The following is a 24306-nucleotide window of genomic DNA, read 5'->3' as shown; positions in this document are numbered from 1 at the left end:
ATGTTATTCAGGGGACGTTAAATGATGAAACAATGGTCACGCCACCTGCTCGCCGCGGGTGCTCTGGCACTGGGTATGAACACCGCCACAGCCTCCGACAACAACACGCTCTATTTCTACAACTGGACCGAATACGTTCCGCCAGGACTGCTGGAGCAGTTCACGAAAGAGACCGGTATTAAGGTTATCTATTCGACCTACGAGTCGAACGAAACCATGTATGCCAAACTCAAAACGTATAAAGACGGCGCCTACGATCTGGTGGTTCCCTCCACCTACTACGTGGATAAAATGCGCAAAGAAGGCATGATCCAGAAGATTGATAAGACCAAGCTCACCAACTTCAACAATCTCGATCCGGACATGCTCAACAAGCCGTTTGACCCAAATAACGACTACTCCATTCCGTATATCTGGGGAGCAACGGCTATTGGCGTCAACAGCGATGTCATTGATCCGAAAACCGTGACCAGCTGGGCCGATCTGTGGAAACCGGAATACAAAGGCAGCCTGCTGTTAACCGATGATGCGCGTGAAGTGTTCCAGGTAGCGCTGCGCAAGCTGGGCTACTCCGGTAACACCACCGACCCGAAAGAGATTGAAGCCGCGTATAACGAGCTGAAGAAACTGATGCCTAACGTCGCGGCGTTTAACTCAGACAACCCGGCAAACCCGTATATGGAAGGTGAAGTCAACCTCGGTATGGTGTGGAACGGCTCAGCATTCGTCGCGCGTCAGGCAGGCACGCCGCTGGAAGTCGTGTGGCCGAAAGAAGGCGGCATTTTCTGGATGGACAGTCTGTCTATTCCGGCGAACGCCAAAAACAAAGAAGGTGCGCTGAAGCTGATTAACTTCCTGCTGCGCCCGGATGTCGCAAAAGAAGTGGCCGAAACCATCGGTTACCCAACGCCAAACCTGGCGGCACGTAAACTGCTCAGCCCGGAAGTGGCCAATGATAAAACGCTCTATCCTGATGCAGAGACTATCAATAAAGGGGAGTGGCAGAACGATGTCGGCTCCGCTAGCACAATTTATGAAGAGTACTATCAGAAGCTGAAAGCAGGACGCTAATCCCCTTATAACCCGGCGACACTTAGCTGCGCCGGGTTATTACCTGCATTCCTGTGTCGGCTAAATCATACCCAGGTTCCGGGGAAAATACCTTTTCTACACCTTTTGACTGATATCACCTACTCTGCCAACGGCTACGCTTACACTATCCCAACTCTGCTTTGAGGCTCCCAATGGCAACGCTATGGATGCTACTTGAGCTGGCTAACCTCATCATATTCACCCTTTTTATACTGCCCCGTCGGCAGCCAGCTGACGCTCGCCCGTTACTGCCGTTCATCGCAACGCAATTGCTACGGCTCACTTTTTTTATACCGATTCTGGCGTTTGGTTACAGCCTGTTTTTCGAGCACCTCATTAGCGCTGTGGATTGGGTATATCTGGTGATTGCCATGATCGGCAATGTGTTAGTCATCAAAGGGAAATGGGATCTGGGCGGGAGTCATACATGGACAGGCTACTATTTACCGAACGCAAAACGCGTCTCGCGCGGCATTTTCGCCTGGATTGCTCACCCAATGTACACCGGAATTATTTTAGTCATTATTTCATGCAGTATGGTCTACATCACCCGGCTGCCCATGTGGCTGAGCGGGTTGGCATTGACCTGCTGTTTTTACATTATTGGATTTTTGATTCTGGCGGCTCTGCGTGAGAACCGCCATCTGACACAAGCTTAAACAAGGAGGGATTTAAACCGATTACAGCCCTTTCAATAACTTCTCAACAAACTCAGGCACCACCTGGCTTGCCGGACCGTAATACTTTTCTTCGAACTCGCTGCCTACCTGGCTCGGCTCAAGGTTAAGTTCCACCGTATGCGCCCCGTGCAGGCGCGCTTCGTGTACAAATCCGGCCGCCGGATAAACATGTCCGGACGTACCGATCGCGATGAACACATCCGCCATCGCCAGCGCCATATAGATTTCATCCATCCCCAAGGGCATTTCGCCAAACCACACGACGTGCGGGCGCAACGGTGCCGGAAACTGGCAGCAATGGCACTTATCTTCCGGGGTCACATCTCCTGTCCAGTCCAGGATCTGTCCGCTTTGCGAACAGCGCACTTTGAGCAGTTCACCGTGCATATGGATGACGTTCTGGCTACCGGCGCGCTCATGCAGGTTATCGATATTCTGCGTCACCAGTAAAAAGCGGTCGCCCAGCTCTGCTTCAAGTTTTGCCAGCGCAATGTGCGCCGCGTTGGGTTGGATTTCAGGCTGTTGTAGCTGAAGACGACGTGCGTTATAAAACGACTGCACAAGTCCGGGGTTACGCGAAAATCCTTCCGGAGTCGCCACGTCTTCCACCCGATGTTCTTCCCAGAGACCATCCGCAGCGCGGAAGGTACGAATACCCGATTCGGCGGAGATCCCCGCCCCCGTCAGGACTAATACTCTTGGTTTTTCCATCAATTCAGGCACCACTCTGTCTCTGAAAAAGATCCGTTGACGCAGGCGATCGCGCATATGGCGTTTATTTTTACGAAAACGGCTTAACCGATGACCCCGACGCGACAGCATAACAACCTCTTTGTATTAATCGGTAAGATGTAGGAAAGCAGCTCCACGCATTCCACCCGCATCACCATGGCGTGCCCGTTCAATACGCGGCACGCGGGCAACCGGCAATAAATGGCGTGGCAAACGGTCTGCCAGTTGCGCCGTTATCGCGGTAAAATTCGACAAACCACCGCCAATGACCACTAAATCCGGATCAACGATAGTCAGAATATTCCCCAGACATACCGCCAGCAAATCGAGATAGCGTTCGACGTGGGCAAGCGCCTGTTCATCACCCTGCTCCCAGAGCGCGATAATTTCACGGGCGTCCAGCGGTTGATGGGTGTAATGCTGATACAGCCAGGCAAATCCGCCACCGGAAAGGTAGCTCTCGATGCAGCCTAACTGACCGCATCCACAGCGACGCAGCGGGAAGTCAAATCCCATTAGCGTTAACGCATCTACCGGCAGGCGTATGTGACCAAACTCACCGGTAATATAGCTGCGTCCGGTGATGGATTTGCCGTTCAGCACCAGGCCGCCGCCAACACCCGTGCCGAGGATTAACCCCATCACTAACGGGTACTGGGTGAATTCATCATCCCAGGCTTCGGAGAGGGCAAAACAGTTAGCATCGTTGTCCAGACGCACATCGCGGTCCAGCCGCGCGCTGAGGTCGGTACGCAGCGGTTTTCCACTGGCAGCAGGAACGTTAGCGGCATACAACGTACCGTCTTCGGTTTCTGGCATACCGGGAATACCAATTCCCACTGAACCTTTAACGCCAAATCGCTGGTCGGCCTCCGTCACCAGGTCGCACACCGCATCGAGGAAAGCATCATAGCTATCGCGCGGCGTAGGAACACGTTTTTCCCATTGCAAACGGCGTTGATTATCGAAGACGCCTAACGCAATTTTTGTCCCGCCAATATCAAACCCGTAGTACATCACCGCTCCTTTTTATTGTTACTGGCCGCTCAGCACTCTCGCAGGATCAATATTACTGGCGCGACGCGCCGGATACCAACTCGCCAACAGACTCAGCAATAATGCTGTAACCAGCACGTAAATAACGTCCAGCCAGTGTAATTCCGATGGCAAGAAGTCAATAAAATAGATATCACCGGACAGGAACTGATGGCCAATAAGCGCCTCAATACCGTTAATAATCGGCGTCAGTTGCAGCGAAACGACGATGCCAATCACGACGCCAATCAGGCTACCAAACAGTCCTGCCAGCAAGCCATACCAGACAAAAATGGCACGGATCAGCCCGTCTTTCGCGCCCAATGTTCTTAATACCGCAATATCGCCGCTCTTGTCTTTTACCGCCATCACTAACGTCGAAACAATATTAAAACAGGCGACACCTATCACCAGCACCATCGCCAGGTACATAATGGCGCGGATCATCTGAATATCACGATACATATAGCCGTAAGTACCAATCCAGCTTTTAATGTAAACGTAATTATTGGTCACTTCACCGGCATCTCTGACCAGCTTATTCGCATTGAAGACGTCGTTAACCTTCAGCGCAATACCCGACACGCTGGACCCCATATCCAGATACTGCTGCGCATCTTCCATTGGGATCATTGCAAAGCTGTGGTCAAGCTGGCCGCTCAACTGCAAAATACCGATGACGTGTAACCGTACGCGCTTGGGTTGCATCAGTTTGTGATCGGCACTGGCGTTAGGGATCATGATTGACACCCAGTCACCCTGCTTCACCTTCAGCGCATCAGCAATCCCTTTCCCTATGATTATCTGCTGCTCACCGGCTTTGAAATTATCCCAGGCATGGTTCTGTACAAACGTAGGCAGCGCACTCAAACGTTGTTCCTGTTTGGGATCGACACCTTTCACCTGCACCGCGCGTAAATTTGCGCCACTTTCCACCAGCCCGGTAAAGTTGATATAGGGCGCCGCAGCGGCAATGCCCGGCACTTTCTGTACTTTATCCAGCGCTTCCTGCCAGTTGTTCCAGGGCTGGTTAACCGCTTCAATCTCGCCGTGCGGGACAACGGCCAGAATGCGGTTGTTCAACTCGCGCTCAAATCCGTTCATCGCGCTCAAACCGACAATCAAGACCGCCACACCCAACGCGATACCGATGGTAGAAATCACAGAGATCAGCGAGACCATGCCCCCACGCCGCCGACCACGGCTAAAGCGTAAGCCAATCAATAACGATAAAGGCGCAGCCATTACTCAGCTCCCATCAGGCTCAGTTCGGCCGTCAGGCGACCATCGCGCATTTCAAGCTGGCGGCTCATGCGCTTCGCCAACTGCAGATCGTGGGTCACCACCAAAAATGCCGTCCCCTGAGAGCGATTCAGCTCACCCAGAAGCTCGAAAATACTGTCAGCGTTGCGCGCATCAAGGTTACCGGTGGGTTCATCTGCCAGCACCAGACGTGGGTTATTGACCAGCGCACGGGCAATCGCCACGCGCTGGCGCTCACCGCCCGACAGCTCAGACGGGCGATGGCTGGCACGATGATCCAACCCTACCGCTTTCAGCATATTGCGTGCACGCTCGGTAATTTCAGCCGGTTTTTTCTTGCCAATAAGTAGCGGCATCGCCACGTTTTCCAGCGCGGTAAAGTCCGGCAGCAGATGGTGAAACTGGTAAATAAAACCGAGCTTTTGATTACGCAGTTCCGCTTTTGCCGTCGAAGAGAGTTTACTCATCGGCTGTCCGCTAAAAATAACGTCGCCCGACGTTGGCGTATCCAGTCCGCCCAGCAGATGCAGCAACGTACTCTTACCGGATCCAGAGCTGCCGACAATCGCCACCGTTTCACCCTCGCCAACGCTAAAGCTGACATCGTGCAGCACATCAGTTTGCACGGTGCCTTCCTGATAGCGTTTGCACAGGTTGTCGCATTGCAACAGGATCTTATTCATAACGTAAAGCCTCAGCGGGTTGAGTGGCGGCGGCGCGCCAGGAAGGATAAAGCGTAGACAGCAGCGCGATGGCCATGGCCACCAGCGCAATGACGACAACCTGTAACGGCTCAATGGCAACCGGCAGCGCAGCGCCATCCAGTAATGCCCCAATGATCGGCATCAGGTTGTTCAGTTGGCTGGCAAGTAATGCCCCCAACGCGGCACCCAGTAGCGCGCCAATAATCCCGGCGCTGGCCCCCTGCACCATAAACACCATCATGATTTGCCGCGGCGTAAGTCCCTGGGTTTGTAAAATCGCCACTTCGCCTTGCTTCTCCATGACCATCAGGCCCAACGAGGTAATAATGTTAAACGCCGCGACCGCCACGATGAGGCTCAACAGCAGCCCCATCATGTTTTTTTCCATCCGCACAGCCTGGAATAATTCCCCTTTGCGCTCACGCCAGTCCTGCCATTTGGTGCCTTGCGGCAGCGTTTGCTGGCTCAACGTGTCGACCTTCAGAGGTTCATTCAGCCACAAACGCCAGCCGGTAATATTGCCCGCCGGGTAGCGCATCAGGCGTGACGCATCCTGAATATTGGTCAACATCTGGTAGCCATCAACTTCACTGTTGGCGGCAAAGGTGCCAATTACCGTAAACAAACGCTGGCTTGGCAGACGTCCCATCGGCGTGAACTGGCTGGCTGACGGCACCATAACGCGGATTTGATCGCCACGATTCACGCCCAACTGACCGGCAAGCTGCTCGCCAAGGATGACATTATACTTACCCGGCTCGAGATCGGTTTGCTTCACATTGACCAAATACGGCGTAAGCGGATCTTTTTGCGTCGGGTCGATGCCCAGCATCACGCCAACCGCTACGCTGCGCGCGCTTTGCAGAACCACATCACCGGTTGTCAGCGGGGCAATACGATTGACACCGCTCAGCTTCACCGCGTTTTCCGGCAGCTGTTGCGGGTTCAGAGAACCCTGCTCTGACGAGAGAATGGCCTGAGGCATCAGGCCAAGAATATTATTTTGCAGCTCACGCTCGAAACCGTTCATCACCGACAATACCGTGACCAGCGCCATTACCCCAAGAGTAATGCCAATGGTGGAAAGCCAGGAAACAAAACGACCGAAGCGATCTGCTGCACGCCCACGCATATAACGCAGGCCGATGAATAGAGCGACAGGTTGATACATGAAATCCGTCTGGTTGCTGTTAGCAAAGTCACGAGTATATAAGCGAAAGCGGAATGGGTAAATGACTGAACCGTAAGTGTTCGTCAGCATTATTCTGAAAAGCATAAACAAATCAATTCGCTAAAGTGAACCACCTGCTCATCAAGCCTAATACCTGATCTTTATCTGAAAAAACAAAAATGCAGACGGTTACGCATTACAGCGACGCCTGCCATCCGCAGGATAGCAGGTTATGTTTAACACTACGGATACGTCGACGTAATGATAAAAAAAGAGCTATGGATTAACCAAATCAAAGGGTTATGTATTTTCCTGGTGGTCATTTACCATTCCGTGATTACCTTTTACCCCCATCTCACCAGTTTTCAGCATCCGCTGTCAGAACTGCTGACCAAGTGCTGGATTTACCTCAATCTTTACCTGGCTCCGTTTCGCATGCCGGTGTTTTTCTTTATTTCGGGATATCTGATCCGTCGATACATCGATGGCGTGGGCTGGACGACCTGCGTAGATAAACGGATCTGGAATATTGCCTGGGTACTGCTGCTGTGGGGAATGGTGCAATGGCTGGCACTCACCATGCTCAATCACTGGCTGGCACCAGAGCGCGATCTGAGCCAGGCCGCCAACGCCGCGTATGCCGGTTCCGTCGGCGACTTTTCCTGGGGCATGCTGACCGCCAGCACCAGCTTATGGTATCTGTATGCGCTGATCGTCTACTTCATTCTGTGCAAACTGTTCAGCCGCTGGGCGCTGCCGCTGCTGGCTCTGTTCGTATTGCTCAGTGTGGCGGTCAATTTTTTTCCGACGCCGTGGTGGGGAATGAATAGCGTGATACGTAATCTGGCGTATTACAGTCTCGGGGCATGGTTTGGCAGCACGCTGATGGCAGGGATTAAAGAGGTTCCGCTGCGCCGCCACCCGCTCCTGTTCTCGTTGACGATGATTCTGGCGGTCATCGCATGGCTGGCCAACGTTTCGCTGCTGCTATCATTGGTTTCCATTGTGCTGATCATGAAGCTGTTTTATCAGTTCGAGCAACGCTTCGGTATGCGTGCGGCCAGCCCATTAAGCGTGATCGGCTCTAACACAATCGCCATCTACACAACCCACCGAATTTTGGTCGAACTGTTCAGCTTAACGCTGATTCCCGTCATCAATCATGCTAAATGGTCTGCGCATGCAGAACTGGCCCTGCTGCTGATTTATCCGTTTGTCTGTTTGCTGCTGTGTACTTTGTTTGGCCTGCTGGTACGCAAAATTTCACAAAAAACCGTTGCCGACCTGCTGTTTTCCCCACCCTCTTTATCGGCCGCCTCGCGCTAACCTTAACGCGCTTTTTGCCCCCATCAGGGGGCGAATCAATTTGCTTATGAGAAACGTTTGCGGATAATAAGAACATTGCTTATCAGACGTATATCTAAACGAGATCCTGACAACCTAATGCCTGAACAACATCGTTACACGCTCCCGGCGAAAGCTGGCGATCAGCGCCAGTTAGGTGAACTTACCGGTGCCGCCTGTGCCACGCTGGTGGCAGACATTGCCGAACACCACGCCGGCCCCGTGGTACTCATCGCACCTGACATGCAAAATGCCCTGCGCCTGCATGACGAAATTCGCCAGTTTACTGACCAGATGGTGATGAACCTCGCGGACTGGGAAACGCTCCCGTACGACAGTTTTTCTCCGCATCAGGAAATCATCTCCTCGCGGCTCTCCACGCTATATCAACTGCCGTCCATGCAGCGCGGCGTGCTGATCGTACCGGTCAACACGCTGATGCAACGTGTGTGTCCGCACAGCTATCTGCACGGTCACGCGCTGGTGATGAAAAAAGGTCAGCGTTTATCGCGTGACGCGCTGCGTGAACAGCTGGAAAGTGCCGGTTATCGCCACGTTGATCAAGTCATGGAACACGGTGAATATGCCACGCGCGGTGCACTGCTGGATCTGTTCCCGATGGGCAGCGAGTTTCCCTATCGTCTTGATTTTTTTGATGATGAAATTGACGGCTTGCGTCTGTTTGATACCGATACCCAGCGCACGCTGGAAGAAGTCGACGCCATTAATCTGCTGCCCGCGCACGAATTCCCCACCGATAAAACGGCTGTCGAACTGTTTCGCAGCCAGTGGCGCGACACCTTTGAGGTGAAACGCGACGCGGAACATATTTATCAGCAGGTCAGTAAAGGTACGCTTCCTGCCGGGATCGAATACTGGCAGCCGCTGTTTTTCAGCGAGCCGTTGCCGCCGCTATTCAGCTACTTCCCGGCCAATACGCTGCTGGTGAATACCGGCGATCTAGAAACCAGCGCCGAGCGCTTTCAGGCCGACACGCTGTCGCGCTTTGAGAATCGGGGCGTTGACCCGATGCGTCCACTTCTGCCGCCGGAATCACTGTGGCTGCGGGTGGATGAGCTGTTCTCTGAACTTAAACGCTGGCCCCGCGTTCAGCTGAAAACCGAGAGCCTGCCGAAAAAAGCGGCGAATACCAACCTCGGGTTCCAGAAGCTGCCAGACCTGGCCGTCCAGGCGCAGCAAAAAGCGCCGTTGGATGCATTACGTAAGTTCCTTGAAGCCTTTACCGGTCCGGTGATTTTCTCGGTAGAAAGTGAAGGCCGTCGTGAAGCTCTCGGTGAACTGCTCGCCCGTATCAAGATTGCGCCGAAGCGCATTTTGCGCCTCGATGAAGCGGTCGATGCCGGTCGTTATCTGATGATTGGCTCGGCGGAACACGGGTTTATTGATAGCAAACGAAATCTGGCGCTGATCTGCGAAAGCGATCTCCTCGGCGAGCGCGTGGCGCGCCGTCGTCAGGATTCGCGTCGCACCATCAACCCCGATACCTTAATCCGCAACCTGGCGGAGTTGCACCCCGGTCAGCCGGTGGTGCATCTGGAGCACGGCGTGGGGCGCTACGCCGGCATGACCACGCTGGAAGCAGGCGGTATCACCGCTGAATACCTGATGCTCACCTATGCCAACGACGCCAAACTGTATGTACCCGTGTCGTCATTACATTTAATCAGCCGTTACGCCGGTGGTGCAGAAGAAAATGCGCCGCTGCATAAACTCGGCGGTGACGCCTGGTCACGTGCGCGGCAGAAAGCCGCCGAGAAAGTGCGCGATGTGGCAGCAGAGCTGCTGGACATCTACGCCCAGCGTGCGGCGAAAGAAGGCTTTGCCTTTAAGCATGACCGCAAACAGTACCAGCTGTTTTGCGACAGCTTCCCGTTTGAAACCACCCCCGATCAGGCGCAGGCCATTAACGCGGTACTCAGCGATATGTGTCAGCCGCTGGCGATGGATCGACTAGTCTGCGGCGACGTTGGCTTCGGTAAAACCGAAGTAGCGATGCGCGCCGCCTTCCTCGCCGTCGAGAACCACAAACAGGTCGCCGTACTGGTACCGACCACCCTGCTTGCTCAGCAGCACTTCGACAACTTCCGTGACCGCTTTGCCAACTGGCCGGTACGCATTGAGATGTTGTCGCGTTTTCGTAGCGCCAAAGAGCAAGCGCAGATCCTGGAGCAGGTCGCTGAAGGTAAAATCGATATTCTTATCGGTACCCACAAACTGCTACAAAGCGATGTGAAGCTAAAAGATTTAGGTCTGCTGATCGTCGATGAAGAGCACCGCTTCGGCGTGCGGCATAAAGAGCGAATCAAAGCGATGCGCGCTGACGTGGATATTCTGACGCTAACCGCAACGCCGATCCCTCGCACGCTGAATATGGCGATGAGCGGTATGCGCGATCTGTCGATCATTGCCACGCCGCCCGCCCGCCGTCTGGCGGTCAAAACCTTTGTACGCGAGTATGACAATCTGGTGGTACGCGAAGCCATTCTGCGTGAAGTGCTGCGTGGTGGTCAGGTCTATTATCTGTTCAACGACGTTGAGAACATCCAGAAAACTGCCGACAGGCTGGCAGAACTGGTGCCGGAAGCGCGTATTGCCATCGGGCATGGACAGATGCGCGAGCGCGAGCTGGAACGCGTGATGAACGATTTCCACCACCAGCGATTTAACGTGCTGGTGTGTACCACCATTATCGAAACCGGGATCGACATTCCGACTGCCAACACGATTATCATCGAACGTGCGGACCACTTCGGTCTGGCGCAGCTGCATCAGCTACGTGGTCGCGTGGGACGCTCGCATCACCAGGCCTACGCCTGGCTGCTGACACCGCACCCGAAAGCCATGACCACCGACGCACAAAAACGCCTCGAAGCCATTGCCTCACTGGAAGATTTGGGTGCAGGTTTTGCGCTGGCGACCCACGACCTCGAGATTCGCGGGGCAGGCGAACTGCTGGGTGAAGACCAGAGCGGCTCAATGGAAACCATCGGTTTCTCGCTGTATATGGAGCTGCTGGAGAACGCGGTGGATGCGCTCAAAGAAGGGCGTGAACCGTCGCTGGAAGATCTCACCAGTCAACAAACCGAAGTGGAACTGCGTATGCCGTCGCTGTTGCCGGATGATTTCATTCCCGATGTGAACACGCGACTGTCATTCTATAAACGCATTGCCAGTGCAAAGGGTGAAAATGAACTGGAAGAGATCAAGGTCGAGCTAATCGACCGCTTTGGCCTGCTGCCCGATCCTGCCCGCACGCTGCTGGATATTGCCCGTCTGCGCCAGCAGGCGCAAAAGCTGGGTATCAGAAAGCTCGAGGGTAATGAAAAAGGCGGTACCATTGAATTTGCAGAGAAAAACCACGTCAACCCAGTGTGGCTGATCGGTTTGCTGCAAAAACAACCACAGCACTTCCGCCTGGACGGTCCCACGCGCCTGAAGTTTATTCAGGACCTTGCTGACCGAAAAACGCGTATGGAGTGGGTGCGTCAGTTTATGCGCCAACTGGAAGAAAACGCCGTAGCATAGCCATCAGGCCGGGTGCAGTTCACCGTACGCACCCGGCCAGTTGAATTTACAAACTCTTTGCACTTCCCTGCACTTCCCGACACAGCAAACCGCCATAATTCCTGTTTACTTTTACATGATAAAAACCACGTAAAAACAATGGACTTATGGCAATGTTAAACAATAAGCAATTCTCTCGCTGGCTGACGTATTTTACGCTTGCCGCGTCTCTTGCGCTGGCGCTTCCGGCCCAGGCGAACACCTGGCCGCTGCCTCCGCCAGGAAGCAGACTGGTGGGTGAAAATACCGTACACGTTGTCGAAGATAACGGCGGTTCACTGGAAGCCATTGCGAAAAAGTACAATGTGGGTTTTTTAGCGCTGCTACAGGCTAACCCTGGCGTCGACCCTTTCGTGCCAAGAGCCGGTAGCGTATTAACCATTCCGCTGCAAACCCTGCTACCGGATGCCCCGCGCGAAGGGATTGTGATTAATCTTGCCGAGTTGCGTCTGTACTATTATCACCCAGGTAAAAATTCGGTGACCGTGTATCCGATTGGTATTGGTCAACTGGGCGGAGATACCCTGACCCCCACCATGGTAACCAGTATCTCTGATAAACGTGCCAACCCGACTTGGACCCCAACGGCCAATATCCGCGCCCGTTACAAAGCCAATGGTATCGACCTGCCTGCCGTCGTCCCTGCGGGTCCGGAAAACCCGATGGGTCATCATGCCATCCGCCTGGCGGCTTACGGTGGAGTCTATTTACTTCATGGTACCAACGCTGATTTTGGTATCGGTATGCGCGTCAGCTCTGGCTGTATTCGCCTGCGCGACGGTGATATTGAAACCTTATTCCGTCAGGTTACGCCAGGTACCAAGGTCAATATTATCAACACGCCAATCAAAGCCTCTGTTGAACCCAACGGCGTGCGCCTGGTAGAAGTGCATCAGCCGCTGTCGGAAAATATTGATGACGATCCGCAGGTGCTGCCGATCGTACTGAACGCGTCGATGAAGACGTTTAAGAATGCAGCACAAACGGATGCCTCCGTCATGGAACACGCTATGGAACTGCGTTCCGGGATGCCGGTAGACGTAACGCGTCATCACGACGTCAGTCAGCAGTCACTGTAAACAGTTGCCCATAAAAAACCCCCGCTGGATGTTATTCCGCGGGGGTTTTTTTAGTTAACTCGCAGTGGCATTGCGATGGGTTAAAACTTATTTGTAGATTACCGCTGTACCATGAAGCGTGTTAGGACCGGTCACAGAGGTAATACGGAACGATTTCGCCCCCATTTCATCTGCTTTCTGCGCCAGTTGATCTTCCAGAGAACCTAAGTTAGTCCCCGCATTCGCAGAGATAATCCCTACCTTCTGTTGGCCTTCAGGCGTGGCCTGAACTTCTACAGCGGCAAAGCTGGCAAATGAAAGTGAGCTCAGAACCGTAGCAAGCAGCAGCGTTTTTACGTTTTTCATAATAGTGACCTTATGCAGATGAATGTCTGTCGAAAAGATTAACTTAACGATCGATAGGGAAATCATAGATGTGATCCATGTCACACGTCAATGTTTTTTTATAACGATCGTTATATAAAATGCAAAGGTCTTATTTTTCATATCAATAGAAACAAATTATTTTTATCGTGAATACACTGGAGAGTGTGGGAAAATATTTTTATAATGATTGTTCAATAAACCCAACCAGGTACGACGGCACCATGACAACTGAAACGACAGGTTGTGCAAAAAAAAGCCGTGGCCGACCAAAAGTGTTCGACAGGGAAGCCGCGCTTGATAAGGCCATGACACTCTTCTGGCAGCACGGATATGAAGCGACCTCGCTCGCCGATCTCGTGGAAGCAACCGGTGCCAAAGCGCCCACGCTGTATGCGGAATTCACCAATAAGGAAGGGTTATTTCGTGCCGTGCTGGACCGCTACATCACCTGCTTCGCTGCAAAGCACGAAGCCCAACTCTTTTGCGAAGAAAAAAGCCTCACCTGTGCGCTGGAAGACTATTTCACGGCAATCGCCAGCTGCTTCACCAGCAAAGACACGCCGGCAGGATGTTTTATGATTAATACCTCCGCAACGCTTGCCGCCTCTTCCCGCGATATTGCGCACACGGTGAAATCCCGCCATGCCATGCAGGAGCAAACGCTGACCCAGTTTCTTCGCCAGCGCCAGCAGCATGGCGAAATTCCGGCACACTGCGATCCGCAGAAACTGGCCGAATTTCTGAACTGTATTTTACAAGGTATGTCGATCAGCGCCCGCGAAGGGGCAACTTTTGAGAAACTGATGCAGATATCCCGGACCACGCTGCGTCTGTGGCCTGAACTGCTGAAAGAAGAAACCGCGCCTCTGGCCTGAACTCCGCATTAACCTTCTGATAAAAAAAGCCCCCCAGCCTGAGCGAATGGGGGGCTAATTAATGTACAGAGCAAGACTATTTTACGCGTTGTTATTCAGCACCAACTGGCCGTTGTTATCCAGTGGGATTTGCGAGCCAGGGTCTTTATCCATGCGGATTTTGCCCTGCTGATCGCCAATTTTGTAGGTCACGTCGTAACCCAGCATTTTTTCCGATTTGTCATACACTGTTTTACAGCGCTGCTGCGTACTGGTGTAGGTATCGTTTTCCTGCATCGAACCCTGGATCTGGTTACCGGCATAACCGCCACCTAATGCCCCTGCAACGGTGGCAATATCTTTACCGCGTCCGCCACCAAACTGATGACCGATAACCCCACCCGCAACAGCACCCAGCACTGAACCCGCAATACGATTTTCATCCTGCACCGGCTTACGGTGGGTAACCGTCACGTTACGGCATTCCTGACGCGGCGTTTTTACCGTTTCTTTAATCGGGGTCGCAGAGACAACATGTGCATATTGTGGGCCACGCTCAAACACGTTAAGACTGGCCACCGCTGCCACACCCAGCGCAGCAGCTACGCCAATCCCTATACCCGCCAACATTGATTTATTCACGGGACTTCCTCCTTTTTTGCTATTAGCAACAACTTTGCAACAGGAGATGAAAAATGCCAATCAGATTACGGATGAAAATAGCGGAACAAGGAAACAAAGCAGCAGGATTCAGAGAACTCTTAAGGAAGGGGCCGGATGAACAGCGTCATCCGGCATCACACATCGATATTAGTGCAGTTTCAGGCGCGGGCGAATTACACGGTTGATGCTACCCACCAGCATCATCAGGCCGGTTTTGAAATAACCGTGCAGCGCAATCTGGTGCATACGGTACAGCGAGATGTAAACAAAGCGCGCAATGCGCCCTTCCACCATCATCGAACCGCGCGTCAGGTTGCCCATCAGGCTACCAACGGTAGAGAAGTTAGACAGTGAAACCAGCGAGCCGTGATCTTTATACTGATACGCCTTCAGCGGCTTGCCATTCATCTGCGCCAGAATGTTGCTCATTGCGCACGATGCCATCTGGTGTGCAGCCTGGGCGCGCGGCGGGACAAAGCCCCCTTCCGGACGCGCGCAGGAGGCACAGTCACCAATCGCGTACACGTCAGGGTCGCGCGACGTCTGCAGAGTCGGTTCAACCACCAGCTGATTAATACGGTTCGTTTCCAGACCGCCAATATCCTTCATAAAGTCTGGCGCTTTGATACCTGCCGCCCAGACCATCAGATCGGCTTCAATATACTCGCCGTCTTTGGTGTGCAGACCGCCTTCATCAGCGCTGGTCACCATCGTCTGCGTCAGCACACGCACGCCCAGCTTGGTCAGCTCATTATGAGCCGCGCTGGAAATACGTGGCGGCAACGCAGGCAGAATACGCTCACCGGCTTCCACCAGCGTCACGTTCAGCGCTTCGTTGGTTAACCCTTTGTAGCCGTAGCTGTGCAGCTGTTTCACCGCATTATGCAGTTCAGCCGACAGCTCAACGCCCGTCGCACCACCACCGACAATAGCGATATTCACTTTGCCGTTGGCGCCCAAATTCGCCGAATACTTCAGGAACAGGTTCAGCATTTCCTGATGGAAACGGCGAGCCTGATGCGGGTTATCAAGGAAGATGCAATGATCTTTGACACCCGGCGTGTTGAAATCATTGGAGGTACTGCCCAACGCCATTACCAGCGTGTCATACGCCACTTTGCGCTCAGGAACCAGCAGTTCACCTTTCTCATCGCGCAGCTCAGCGATAGTAATAGTCTTCGCTTCGCGATCGATATCCATAACCGAACCCAGCTGGAATTCAAAGCCGTGGTTACGGGCATGCGCCAGATAGCTCAGTGCATCAACACCCTCATCCAGCGATCCGGTTGCCACTTCGTGCAGCAACGGTTTCCATAGATGGCTGTGATTTCTGTCTACCAGCGTGATTTTGGCCTTCTTCTTGCGCCCCAGCTTTTTACCGAGCTGCGTCGCCATTTCCAGTCCGCCAGCACCGCCGCCGACAATCACGATCCTTTTCAATGGTGTAGTCAACGTGACCCCCTTAAATTTTATTAACCAATTGTTAATTAAACGTTATAGGCATAGCCTTTAATTAACAACACGTTACGATAATGAAAATGTCCTTCGAGACTGAGAATAACACGAACGGTGCATTGGTCATACCAAATTTGATGTGCATCAAGTTTTGATGCTGAAAAGATAGACAACTGGAATTTTAAAGATAAAAAAACCAGCCCGCAGGCTGGCTTTGTTAAACGTGGGTGAGTGACTAACCTAACGTCTTAAAGGCTTTGATTCGCTGCAAATGTGGGGAGATATTTTTAAATTTATGGGTCTGATCTTCGTCCCATACAATTTCATAGTAGTGATGCAGCTCTTCGGAAGAACGCTGGCTGTTCAGCGCTTCATCATGCCGTGACAGAATGACCAGACACCGGTCGCGATTCTTCTCACGGAAATTGGTCACACATTTTGTGGCGATGTCAGCGTACTCTTCCGGCCTGTCGATTTTTCCTTCCATGTTCTCATTCGGGAACAAGTTAGGGTTAAACACCACCTGGCGAATATCACACAGAAAACCAATCCTTTCTGCCCAGTAGCCGCCCAGACCCACACCGCAAATCAGCGGTCGGTCGTCGACATTAAGCTGCAACATTTTATCTACTTCTTTCAGCAGATGCTGCATATCATGTTTAGGATGCCGTGTACTGTAGCTAATCAGCCTGACATCCGGGTCAATAAACTGTAATTGCAACACTTTCTCGTGGTTGCCCGGACTGTTAGAGTCAAAACCGTGTAAATAGATAATCATCGCATCCTCGCAAACTTGCGTTAATGACCTGCTTTCTCTTCCTGCCAGCGTTCATGAAGCTGGTTGAGCTGGGCGCTGATTGTTTTCCAGCGATCCGAGTCCATCAGTTCCTGACGCGAAAATGAACCTTTATGATACAAACGTGTAACACGCTCTGCATTGATCGGCGACAGATTATCTAACACACTGACTGCCCCTTTACGATTATTGCAGACCAGGATCATATCGCAACCTGCATCCAGCGATGCCTGGCCTCGCTCTGCATAGCTCCCCATGATTGCCGCACCTTCCATCGACAGATCGTCAGAGAAAATCACACCGTCAAAACCAAGCTCCTGACGCAGGACCGTTTTTAGCCAGTGCGGTGAACCACTCGCCGGGCGGGAGTCTACTTCGCTATAAATCACGTGCGCAGGCATAATCGCGTCGAGTTTGTTTTCCGTAATAAGCGCCTGGAACACCGACATATCGTTAGCGCGAATTTCAGCTTCCGGTCGCGGATCGGTGGGCGTTTCTTTGTGTGAATCCGCCGTCACTGCCCCATGTCCAGGGAAATGCTTCCCGGTGGTTTTCATGCCTGCCGCGTGCATACCGTCGATAAAGCGCGTCGCCATCGCCAGCGCTTTTAGCGGATCGGCATGATACGAACGCTCGCCAATCGCGGCACTGATATGGCCGACATCCAAAACGGGGGCAAAACTGATATCGATGTCCATCGCAATCATCTCGCTGGCCATCAGCCATCCGGCGTTTTCAGCCAGCTTTCCACCCTCTTCCAGACCGTGCAGTGCGGCAAAGGATTGTGCCGCTGGCAGGCGGGTAAAGCCTTCGCGAAAACGCTGCACGCGCCCGCCTTCTTGATCCACCGCCACCACCAGATGATTACGTGACGCCGCGCGAATCTGACGCACTAATTCACGTAACTGTTCCGGGTCGTGGTAATTACGGGTAAAGAGGATTAAACCACCCACCAACGGGTGCGCCAAAATCTCACGCTCTTCCGCGTCCAGCTCATACCCTTCAACATCCAACATTACTGGACCCACACTGCTCTCCTTATCCTTTCATGGTTAGCTGCCGCCAGGTGTCATCGGCCAGCCTGATAAATTGTCGATCGCCAGTCTGTTGCCAGCGATACTCAAACCACCCCGCCTTCAGCATCAGTATCCAGGGTTGCCACTGTCTGATCTGCCGCCACAGAACGTTTGGGTCAATATGCGCATGGCGGGCATAGGCGTTGACCAACTCGCGATGTTGCGACTCGTCAGCGACCCACACTGCTGCCAGCTCGAGGGCGATATCACCGTCCCCGGCATACTCCCAGTCAATCAACCGCAGACCTGACGCCGTATGCACAATGTTGTCGCCGTGGACATCCATATGCAAAGGCCCCAAACGCAAGGGATGAGGTTCCCGTCGTTTTCTCAGACGCTTTAGCACACGTAACCAGCACGATGTGCGACGCGTCGGATCACAACACTGCCAGTACTGTTCCAGCAACGGTAACAGACTCACTCGCCAGCCAAAATGGGGTTGTTGGTGAAGATGATACAGTAAGCGCGCGAGTTCGTCGGCTTCCGGTAATCTGGAATCGACCTTACCGTGAAAATAGTCGATGGCCATCCACCCGCGCGTATAAAAACGAGGTTCAGGAGCCAGGCTGTCCGGCAGGCGTTTTAGCGCATGATAGTGGCGTAAAAAATGCGACTCTGGCGCGTCAGGATCGTGATGACGGCGCAGTACGAGGCGATGGGAATGATGTTCAATGACGCAGCTCCCGCCGCTCAAGCCAAGCTTACCAGCTGCGACGGGACGATACTGCGGGAAATAGCGCGACAACACCTCATCGCGCGTCAATGGCTTATTGTTGCTGAACGGCACCTTTACCTGACCAGATTATCTCACCCGTTTGTACCAGCATTAATTGCATTTGCAGTGATGGCGTATTGACGTTACCGGATGCGCTGGAATACAGCACATACTGGGCACCGACGTTACGGGCAATGCCAATCGCTTTGCTGCGCGTGCCTAAGCTGTCGTGCGGTGATAAACCGAGTTGCTGCTTCGCTATCGCCAGTTGCTGCGCCGAAACCAGGGTAAATTTCCCGTTATTCGCCAGCGCATTGCGCAGCGTCTCGGTGGCTTCCCCTGCATTAAGTGAACCGTTAGTGCGGTTGTTCACGCTGTCGACCAGCAGAACGCCCCCGGCTTTTACGCCATCCGCCTGCAGCATTTTGCCCACCATCGGCTGCATCGCCCCGTTCCAGTCATAATGACGTACTCGCGGAGCGGGCTGCGCCGTTTGATCCTCATGTTCAATCGGACCCGGCTGCTGCGGAATGGTCGGCACTGTAGGCACAACCGGCACAGGCTGTTGCGGCTGCGCGGGCTGTTCCGGTACCGGTTTTACTTCATCTACCGGTGCAGGCTCACGTTGCGCCACACAACCAGAGAGAAATATCGCCAGCGCAGCAACCACGGCGTAGCGATTCAATTTGATCATCAAGATTCACCTCTTACAAATAAAGATAAAGTCTAACCTTGTGCGCCCCCAGAAAATTGGCGCTGCCATACAATGTCACCGACGAACGTGCCGGAATCGTAACGCTACGTGGCGCCTCCAGAGGGTGCATTTCCAGCCCTCTGGCGTCATACCAGTAAAACCGATAATGAACGGTGACGGGTTCTTGCCTTTCGTTATAGAGTCGTGAGGATGCCGAAGGCTGAATATCAGACGTGGTTAACGCAGGTTGTTCTGCTGTTATACCCGCGGCCAGTATTGTTGATTCCATCACCAGAGACTGTTCATCACTGACCGGAATTTCGGGGTGTGAACGACAGCCAGCCAGCAACAGTAAGCCCAGCGTCAGCGCGATGCATCCTCTGGTCATTATCATAGACCTTTATGTGCAAGCATTGGCCCCAACACACGGCCCCCTAGCAGATGCATGTGGATGTGATACACCTCTTGTCCACCGTGGCGATTGGTATTCATGATCAAACGGTAGCCATCTTCGGCAATATCTTCCTGCTCGGCGATTTTGGCCGCCACGGTGATCATTCGGCCCAGCGCCTGTTCATGTTCTGCCGTTACATCGTTAACGGTTGGGATCAGAACGTTGGGAATGATCAGGATATGCGTGGGTGCCTGAGGTGAAATATCACGAAACGCGGTTACCAGTTCGTCCTGATACACGATGTCTGAGGGAATTTCACGACGAATAATTTTGCTGAATATAGTTTCTTCTGCCACGACGTTTTCCTTTTTCATTAACAGCCCATGCGTTGTGCCATGCTACGCCGAGCGACTCTGCGAGTATAGAGTATGAGCGAGTTACTCACGCTCTTTCAACTTTAACCCCCGATTTTTTAAGCAAAAAGCTCCCCCTCTGCTGTTCTTATAACCATTTACCGCCGCTATTGCTCAGACATAGTACTGAAACAATATTTCATTTATCTCTGTAGCATCTGTTTACACGTTGAATATGAATGCGTATATTTCGCATTTGCATTTACATACAAATTTAATAGTTAACAACAAAAGGGTTCATCGCCCGCAACGGTGATTAGAACTTAATATTAATAATTATCAAGGACTTATTGATGTCTTTCACAACATACAACCGGGATTCTCAGCGTCAACCCGCACTCGCCCCTTCCTTGCTTGCTGTCTGTATTGCCATGGCTTTTATTCCCGCTTCAGGCTTCGCCGCCAACGAAGATACGGTGGTCGTTGATGGTTCAGCCACCGCAGACTCGGCATCCGGCGAAGAACAGGATTACAGCGTGAAGTCGACGACAGCGGGCACCAAAATGCAGATGACCCAGCGCGATATACCTCAGTCGGTCACTATCGTTAGCCAGCAGCGCATGGAAGATCAGCAGTTACAGACTCTCGGTGATGTGATGGACAATACGCTCGGTATCAGTAAAAGCCAGGCTGACTCCGATCGTAACAGCTATTTTTCCCGCGGTTTTGAGATTGATAACTATATGGTCGACGGGATCCCGACCTATTTTGAATCCCGCTGGAACCTCGGCGATGCACTTTCCGACACCGCCTTGTTTGAACGCGTAGAAGTGGTGCGCGGAGCGAACGGTTTGATGACCGGAACGGGCAATCCTTCGGCCTCCATTAACATGATTCGTAAACACGCCACCAGCCGCGAGTTCACCGGTAATGTGTCGGCAGAATACGGCAGCTGGAATAAACAGCGCTATGTCACTGATTTACAGAGTCCGTTAACCGAAGATGGCAATGTGCGCGCTCGCATCGTCGCCGGATATCAGAATAACGACTCCTGGCTTGACCGCTACAACAGCGAAAAAATGTTCTTCTCCGGGATTGTCGATGCGGATCTGGGTGACACCACCAGCCTGTCTGCAGGTTATGAATACCAGCGTATTGACGTTAACAGCCCAACCTGGGGTGGCCTGCCGCGCTGGAATACCGACGGCAGCAAAAACAGCTATGACCGTTCGCGCAGCACGGCTCCGGACTGGGCCTACAATGACAAAGACATCAACAAAGTCTTTGTCACGCTGAAACAGCGTTTTGCCGATACCTGGCAGACAACCCTGAACGCTACCCACTCTGAGGTTAAGTTCGACAGCAAAACAATGTACATCGATGCCTATGTCGACAAAAACACCGGTATGCTGGTCGGCCCTTATGCTAATTATGGACCTGGCTTCGACAACGTCGGCGGCACTGGGTGGAACAGCGGCAAGCGTAAGATCGATGCGGTTGATCTGTTCGCCGACGGTGGCTACGACCTGTTTGGTCGTCAACATAACCTGATGCTCGGCGGCAGCTACAGCAAACAGAACAACCGTTATGTCAATGCCTGGGATAACGTGTATCCGAACGAAGTAGGGAATTTCAATAACTTCGACGGTAATATTCCTGAGACTAACTGGCGTCCACAATCGCTGGCCCAGGACGATACCACCCACATGAAATCGCTCTACGCGGCGACGCGTGTTTCGCTGGCCGACCCGCTGCACTTGATCCTCGGCGCGCGTTATACCAACTGGCGTATCGACACCCTGACCTACAGCATGGAAAAAAATCACACCACACCGTATGCAGGTCTGGTATATGACATTGATGATAACTGGTCAACCTACGCCAGCTATACCTCTATTTTCCAGCCACAGAACAAACGTGACAGTTCGGGTAAATACCTCTCCCCGATCACCGGTAACAACTATGAGATGGGGTTAAAGTCGGACTGGATGAACAGTCGCCTGACCACCACCCTTGCGGTATTCCGTATCGAGCAGGATAACCTGGCACAGTCTACCGGTACGCCAATTGCCGGCAGCAATGGCGAAACGGCCTATAAGTCGAGCAATGGTACAGTCAGCAAAGGGGTTGAATTCGAAGTGAACGGTGCAATCACCGATAACTGGCAGATGACGTTTGGTGCAACGCGCTACGTTGCCGAAGATAACGAAGGCAAGGCGGTGAACCCAAACCTGCCACGTACTACGGTGAAACTGTTCACCCGTTATCGTCTGCCAGCGATACCGGAGCTGACCGTCGGCGGTGGTGTTAACTGGCAGAATCGCGTTTACAGCGATACCGTGACGCCGTACGGGACGTTCCGTGCCGAACAGGGTAGCTACGCATTGGTAGATTTATTCACCCGTTACCAGGTGACAAAAAACTTCTCCCTGCAGGGCAACCTGAACAACCTGTTCGATAAGACTTACGACACCAACATTGACGGCTCTATCGTCTATGGTGAACCGCGTAACGTCAGCGTCACCGCCAGCTATCAGTTCTGATAAGAACATTGTGCCCGGCGTTGTCTCCCCGATGACAACGCCGGTAACCCGACGCCCGCTTGCCCCGAGCTAACTCGCTGATTTCGGCTTCAGATCTTCATCAAACTCCAGCCGCTTACGGTCGGGCTCCGCTTCGGTCAGCGGTTGCACTTCAGAAAGCGTGTGCTGACAGCGTTCCACCAGTACCTGATATTCACGGGTGCCCTGCTTCTTCCACGTCAGTTCCTGCTCGGTTAGGGTGCGAATCGCTTTTGCCGGACTACCGACAATCAGATGGTTGGCGGGCATCTCAGCCCGGGCTTTTACAAACGCCGACGCACCGACAATACTGTTTTCACCAATGGTCGCCCCGTCGATAATTACTGCGCTCATACCGACCAGCGCATTACGACCAATCACACAACCGTGCAGAATGGCGCCATGGCCAATATGTCCGTCTTCTTCCACCACCGTGTCCTGCCCCGGAAAACCGTGCATTACGCAGTTATCCTGAATGTTCGCACCATCTTTCACCACGATACGACCAAAATCGCCGCGCAGGCTGGCATTGGGGCCAACGTAAACCCCTTTGCCGAGGATCACATCGCCAATCAGTACGGCGGTTGGATGAACATAGCTTTCGTTAGGTACGACGGGGATCATTCCGTCCATCTGGTAAATCGGCATGGCTTCTCCTGTTACGCCTCGGCTAACCCACCAAAGCGTTGATAATAGAGCGGCCCCGGCGCGGGCAGTTCGCCCACTGAACTTTCGCCTTTTTCACTGACAAAAGCCTGAGCACCGGGCGCGACGCGTTGATAGATATTGATACACAGCTGGCGTGCGGTCTGACCCAGCCAGTGGGCGGGCAGCAGTTCCTCTGGTAACAGCGGATCTTTCAGTACCACCCGACGATATAAATGGATCAGCAGCAGACGGATCTGGAAGCAGCGTTCCGGCGTCAGCTCATCCGCCTCGGCGTCACGCAGCAGCGGCAACAGCGGGCGGAACAATGTGATAAACGCCTCGTACATGGCGTTTTGTTCGGTCAACTGCCAGCACTCTTCCACACGCTCACGCAGCGCAGCGCGGGAAATGGCCAGCGGTGAATGTGCTTCAAATACAATCACATTTTCCGCCACCCCCGCTTCGTGTAGTAGCGACTGCACATCCGCCAGCTTTTGCGACGGCGAGGCCAGCAGGCTTGGCGCAAGGACGCCGAACCCCTGCCAAATCAGCTGCTTTTTGACTTCATTAAGGGTATTTTTTTCTAGCCCTTCAGAAAGTAACAACAGCCAGGTGCCGTCCCATTCCGGGGCACTGGCGCGATAAATTTTGCTTTCGGCGCGTCGTGTCAGGCGCAGGCCTTTATCACTCAGGCGGTAGAAGCTGCGGCGGCCAATGCGCACCACGTCCAGCCACTCTTCTTTATTAAGGCGAAACAGCGCGGTGCGCACAAAGCGTTCACCAAAGCCGAGTCCTTCAAGCAGTGCCGCCACGCTGCCGAGCCACACTTCGCCGCCGCGCTGGGATAAGCAGTCACCGTATAACGAAGCGATAAGCGAGGTGCCGCTAATGGGCATCGCGGTCACCGCCTGCTGAATAAAGCTGTCGAGTTTGTCCATATGATTCATTCTGTTGTTATTTATATCCTTTTTGAATCATAGCACAGGAATAATTCCGCGAAACGGCGGGAATTGGTAGGCCGGATAAGGCAACGCCGCCATCCGGCA

The 24306-nt window shown here is 53.0% G+C and carries 23 protein-coding genes; 7 read left to right on the top strand and 16 right to left on the bottom strand.

Going from position 1 to position 24306, the window contains the following annotated elements; translation table 11 throughout:
• Positions 1–24 precede the first annotated feature (24 nt).
• Positions 25–1071: a spermidine/putrescine ABC transporter substrate-binding protein PotD gene (gene potD / locus FDX22_RS01220; RefSeq protein WP_117341988.1), complete on the top strand. Its 1047-nt coding sequence runs from the start codon at positions 25–27 to the stop codon at positions 1069–1071.
• 188 nt (positions 1072–1259) lie between these two features.
• Positions 1260–1751 (top strand): methyltransferase, encoded by a 492-nt coding sequence (locus FDX22_RS01215; RefSeq protein ID WP_249414667.1) that lies wholly within the window; start codon positions 1260–1262, stop codon positions 1749–1751.
• Between the two features lie 21 nt (positions 1752–1772).
• On the opposite strand, the gene cobB is transcribed toward FDX22_RS01215, so the two are convergent.
• The 5 genes from cobB to lolC are packed head-to-tail and all read right to left on the bottom strand — an operon-like array spanning position 1773 to position 6677.
• The gene (gene cobB, locus FDX22_RS01210) at positions 1773–2594 is read right to left on the bottom strand and encodes a Sir2 family NAD+-dependent deacetylase (RefSeq protein WP_115258740.1); all 822 of its coding nucleotides are present in this window, start codon (positions 2592–2594) and stop codon (positions 1773–1775) included.
• A gap of 15 nt (positions 2595–2609) precedes the next feature.
• Positions 2610–3521, bottom strand: coding sequence for an N-acetylglucosamine kinase (nagK, locus tag FDX22_RS01205; protein WP_096757410.1), 912 nt, complete (start codon positions 3519–3521; stop codon positions 2610–2612).
• A gap of 18 nt (positions 3522–3539) precedes the next feature.
• On the bottom strand, positions 3540–4784 hold the full coding sequence (gene lolE / locus FDX22_RS01200; protein ID WP_096757411.1) for a lipoprotein-releasing ABC transporter permease subunit LolE: 1245 nt from the start codon (positions 4782–4784) through the stop codon (positions 3540–3542).
• Positions 4784–5485: a lipoprotein-releasing ABC transporter ATP-binding protein LolD gene (gene lolD / locus FDX22_RS01195; protein WP_115258741.1), complete on the bottom strand. Its 702-nt coding sequence runs from the start codon at positions 5483–5485 to the stop codon at positions 4784–4786. The genes lolE and lolD overlap by 1 nt, the downstream gene beginning before the upstream one ends.
• Positions 5478–6677 carry a lipoprotein-releasing ABC transporter permease subunit LolC gene (gene lolC, locus FDX22_RS01190; RefSeq protein WP_117341987.1) on the bottom strand — a complete coding sequence of 400 codons (1200 nt, stop codon included), beginning with the start codon at positions 6675–6677 and terminating at the stop codon, positions 5478–5480. Before lolC ends, lolD begins: the two co-directional genes overlap by 8 nt.
• 261 nt (positions 6678–6938) lie before the next feature.
• Between lolC and FDX22_RS01185 the strand changes: the two genes are divergently transcribed.
• From FDX22_RS01185 to FDX22_RS01175, 3 genes are all read left to right on the top strand, one after another.
• The gene (locus FDX22_RS01185) at positions 6939–8003 is read left to right on the top strand and encodes an acyltransferase family protein (protein ID WP_146716605.1); all 1065 of its coding nucleotides are present in this window, start codon (positions 6939–6941) and stop codon (positions 8001–8003) included.
• A 117-nt stretch (positions 8004–8120) separates the two neighbouring features.
• Positions 8121–11567, top strand: a complete 3447-nt coding sequence (mfd, locus tag FDX22_RS01180; protein WP_146716604.1) for a transcription-repair coupling factor — start codon at positions 8121–8123, stop codon at positions 11565–11567.
• 152 nt (positions 11568–11719) lie between these two features.
• Positions 11720–12685 (top strand): L,D-transpeptidase family protein, encoded by a 966-nt coding sequence (locus FDX22_RS01175; RefSeq protein ID WP_096757415.1) that lies wholly within the window; start codon positions 11720–11722, stop codon positions 12683–12685.
• Between the two features lie 87 nt (positions 12686–12772).
• On the opposite strand, the gene bhsA is transcribed toward FDX22_RS01175, so the two are convergent.
• Positions 12773–13030, bottom strand: coding sequence for a multiple stress resistance protein BhsA (bhsA, locus tag FDX22_RS01170; protein WP_096759426.1), 258 nt, complete (start codon positions 13028–13030; stop codon positions 12773–12775).
• A 242-nt stretch (positions 13031–13272) separates the two neighbouring features.
• On the opposite strand from bhsA, the gene comR reads away from it, so the two are divergent.
• A complete protein-coding gene (gene comR, locus FDX22_RS01165) occupies positions 13273–13926 on the top strand; it encodes a TetR family copper-responsive transcriptional repressor ComR (RefSeq protein WP_135912193.1) in 654 nt (217 codons plus the stop codon).
• An 81-nt stretch (positions 13927–14007) separates the two neighbouring features.
• Here comR and FDX22_RS01160 read toward each other — a convergent pair whose 3' ends face one another.
• The 8 genes from FDX22_RS01160 to hinT form a co-directional block, all read right to left on the bottom strand.
• Positions 14008–14547, bottom strand: a complete 540-nt coding sequence (locus FDX22_RS01160; RefSeq protein ID WP_096757417.1) for a glycine zipper 2TM domain-containing protein — start codon at positions 14545–14547, stop codon at positions 14008–14010.
• Between the two features lie 168 nt (positions 14548–14715).
• Positions 14716–16020, bottom strand: coding sequence for an NADH-quinone dehydrogenase (ndh, locus tag FDX22_RS01155; protein WP_117341953.1), 1305 nt, complete (start codon positions 16018–16020; stop codon positions 14716–14718).
• A 238-nt stretch (positions 16021–16258) separates the two neighbouring features.
• Positions 16259–16801 carry an alpha/beta hydrolase YcfP gene (gene ycfP, locus FDX22_RS01150; protein WP_115258746.1) on the bottom strand — a complete coding sequence of 181 codons (543 nt, stop codon included), beginning with the start codon at positions 16799–16801 and terminating at the stop codon, positions 16259–16261.
• 20 nt (positions 16802–16821) lie between these two features.
• Positions 16822–17847, bottom strand: a complete 1026-nt coding sequence (gene nagZ / locus FDX22_RS01145; RefSeq protein ID WP_096757420.1) for a beta-N-acetylhexosaminidase — start codon at positions 17845–17847, stop codon at positions 16822–16824.
• Between the two features lie 10 nt (positions 17848–17857).
• The gene (gene thiK / locus FDX22_RS01140; protein ID WP_146716603.1) at positions 17858–18682 is read right to left on the bottom strand and encodes a thiamine kinase; all 825 of its coding nucleotides are present in this window, start codon (positions 18680–18682) and stop codon (positions 17858–17860) included.
• The gene (lpoB, locus tag FDX22_RS01135) at positions 18663–19304 is read right to left on the bottom strand and encodes a penicillin-binding protein activator LpoB (RefSeq protein ID WP_096757422.1); all 642 of its coding nucleotides are present in this window, start codon (positions 19302–19304) and stop codon (positions 18663–18665) included. The genes thiK and lpoB overlap by 20 nt, the downstream gene beginning before the upstream one ends.
• Before the next feature lie 13 nt (positions 19305–19317).
• On the bottom strand, positions 19318–19692 hold the full coding sequence (locus FDX22_RS01130; protein WP_096757423.1) for a YcfL family protein: 375 nt from the start codon (positions 19690–19692) through the stop codon (positions 19318–19320).
• 2 nt (positions 19693–19694) lie between these two features.
• Positions 19695–20054, bottom strand: coding sequence for a purine nucleoside phosphoramidase (hinT, locus tag FDX22_RS01125; protein ID WP_146716602.1), 360 nt, complete (start codon positions 20052–20054; stop codon positions 19695–19697).
• 350 nt (positions 20055–20404) lie between these two features.
• Here hinT and fhuE point away from each other — a divergent pair, with 350 nt between their 5' ends.
• On the top strand, positions 20405–22594 hold the full coding sequence (gene fhuE, locus FDX22_RS01120) for a ferric-rhodotorulic acid/ferric-coprogen receptor FhuE (protein ID WP_146716601.1): 2190 nt from the start codon (positions 20405–20407) through the stop codon (positions 22592–22594).
• 69 nt (positions 22595–22663) lie between these two features.
• On the opposite strand, the gene paaY is transcribed toward fhuE, so the two are convergent.
• Together paaY and paaX are read right to left on the bottom strand one after the other, a co-directional pair.
• A complete protein-coding gene (gene paaY / locus FDX22_RS01115; RefSeq protein ID WP_137399362.1) occupies positions 22664–23260 on the bottom strand; it encodes a phenylacetic acid degradation protein PaaY in 597 nt (198 codons plus the stop codon).
• Between the two features lie 11 nt (positions 23261–23271).
• A complete protein-coding gene (gene paaX / locus FDX22_RS01110; RefSeq protein WP_186805273.1) occupies positions 23272–24198 on the bottom strand; it encodes a phenylacetic acid degradation operon negative regulatory protein PaaX in 927 nt (308 codons plus the stop codon).
• Positions 24199–24306 lie beyond the last annotated feature (108 nt).

The organism is Citrobacter sp. TBCS-14 (genome assembly GCF_005280805.1).
Lineage (GTDB): Bacteria > Pseudomonadota > Gammaproteobacteria > Enterobacterales > Enterobacteriaceae > Citrobacter > Citrobacter gillenii.
Note: the sequence above shows the minus strand (reverse complement) of the source record. Positions and strands in the feature narration are given on the sequence as shown.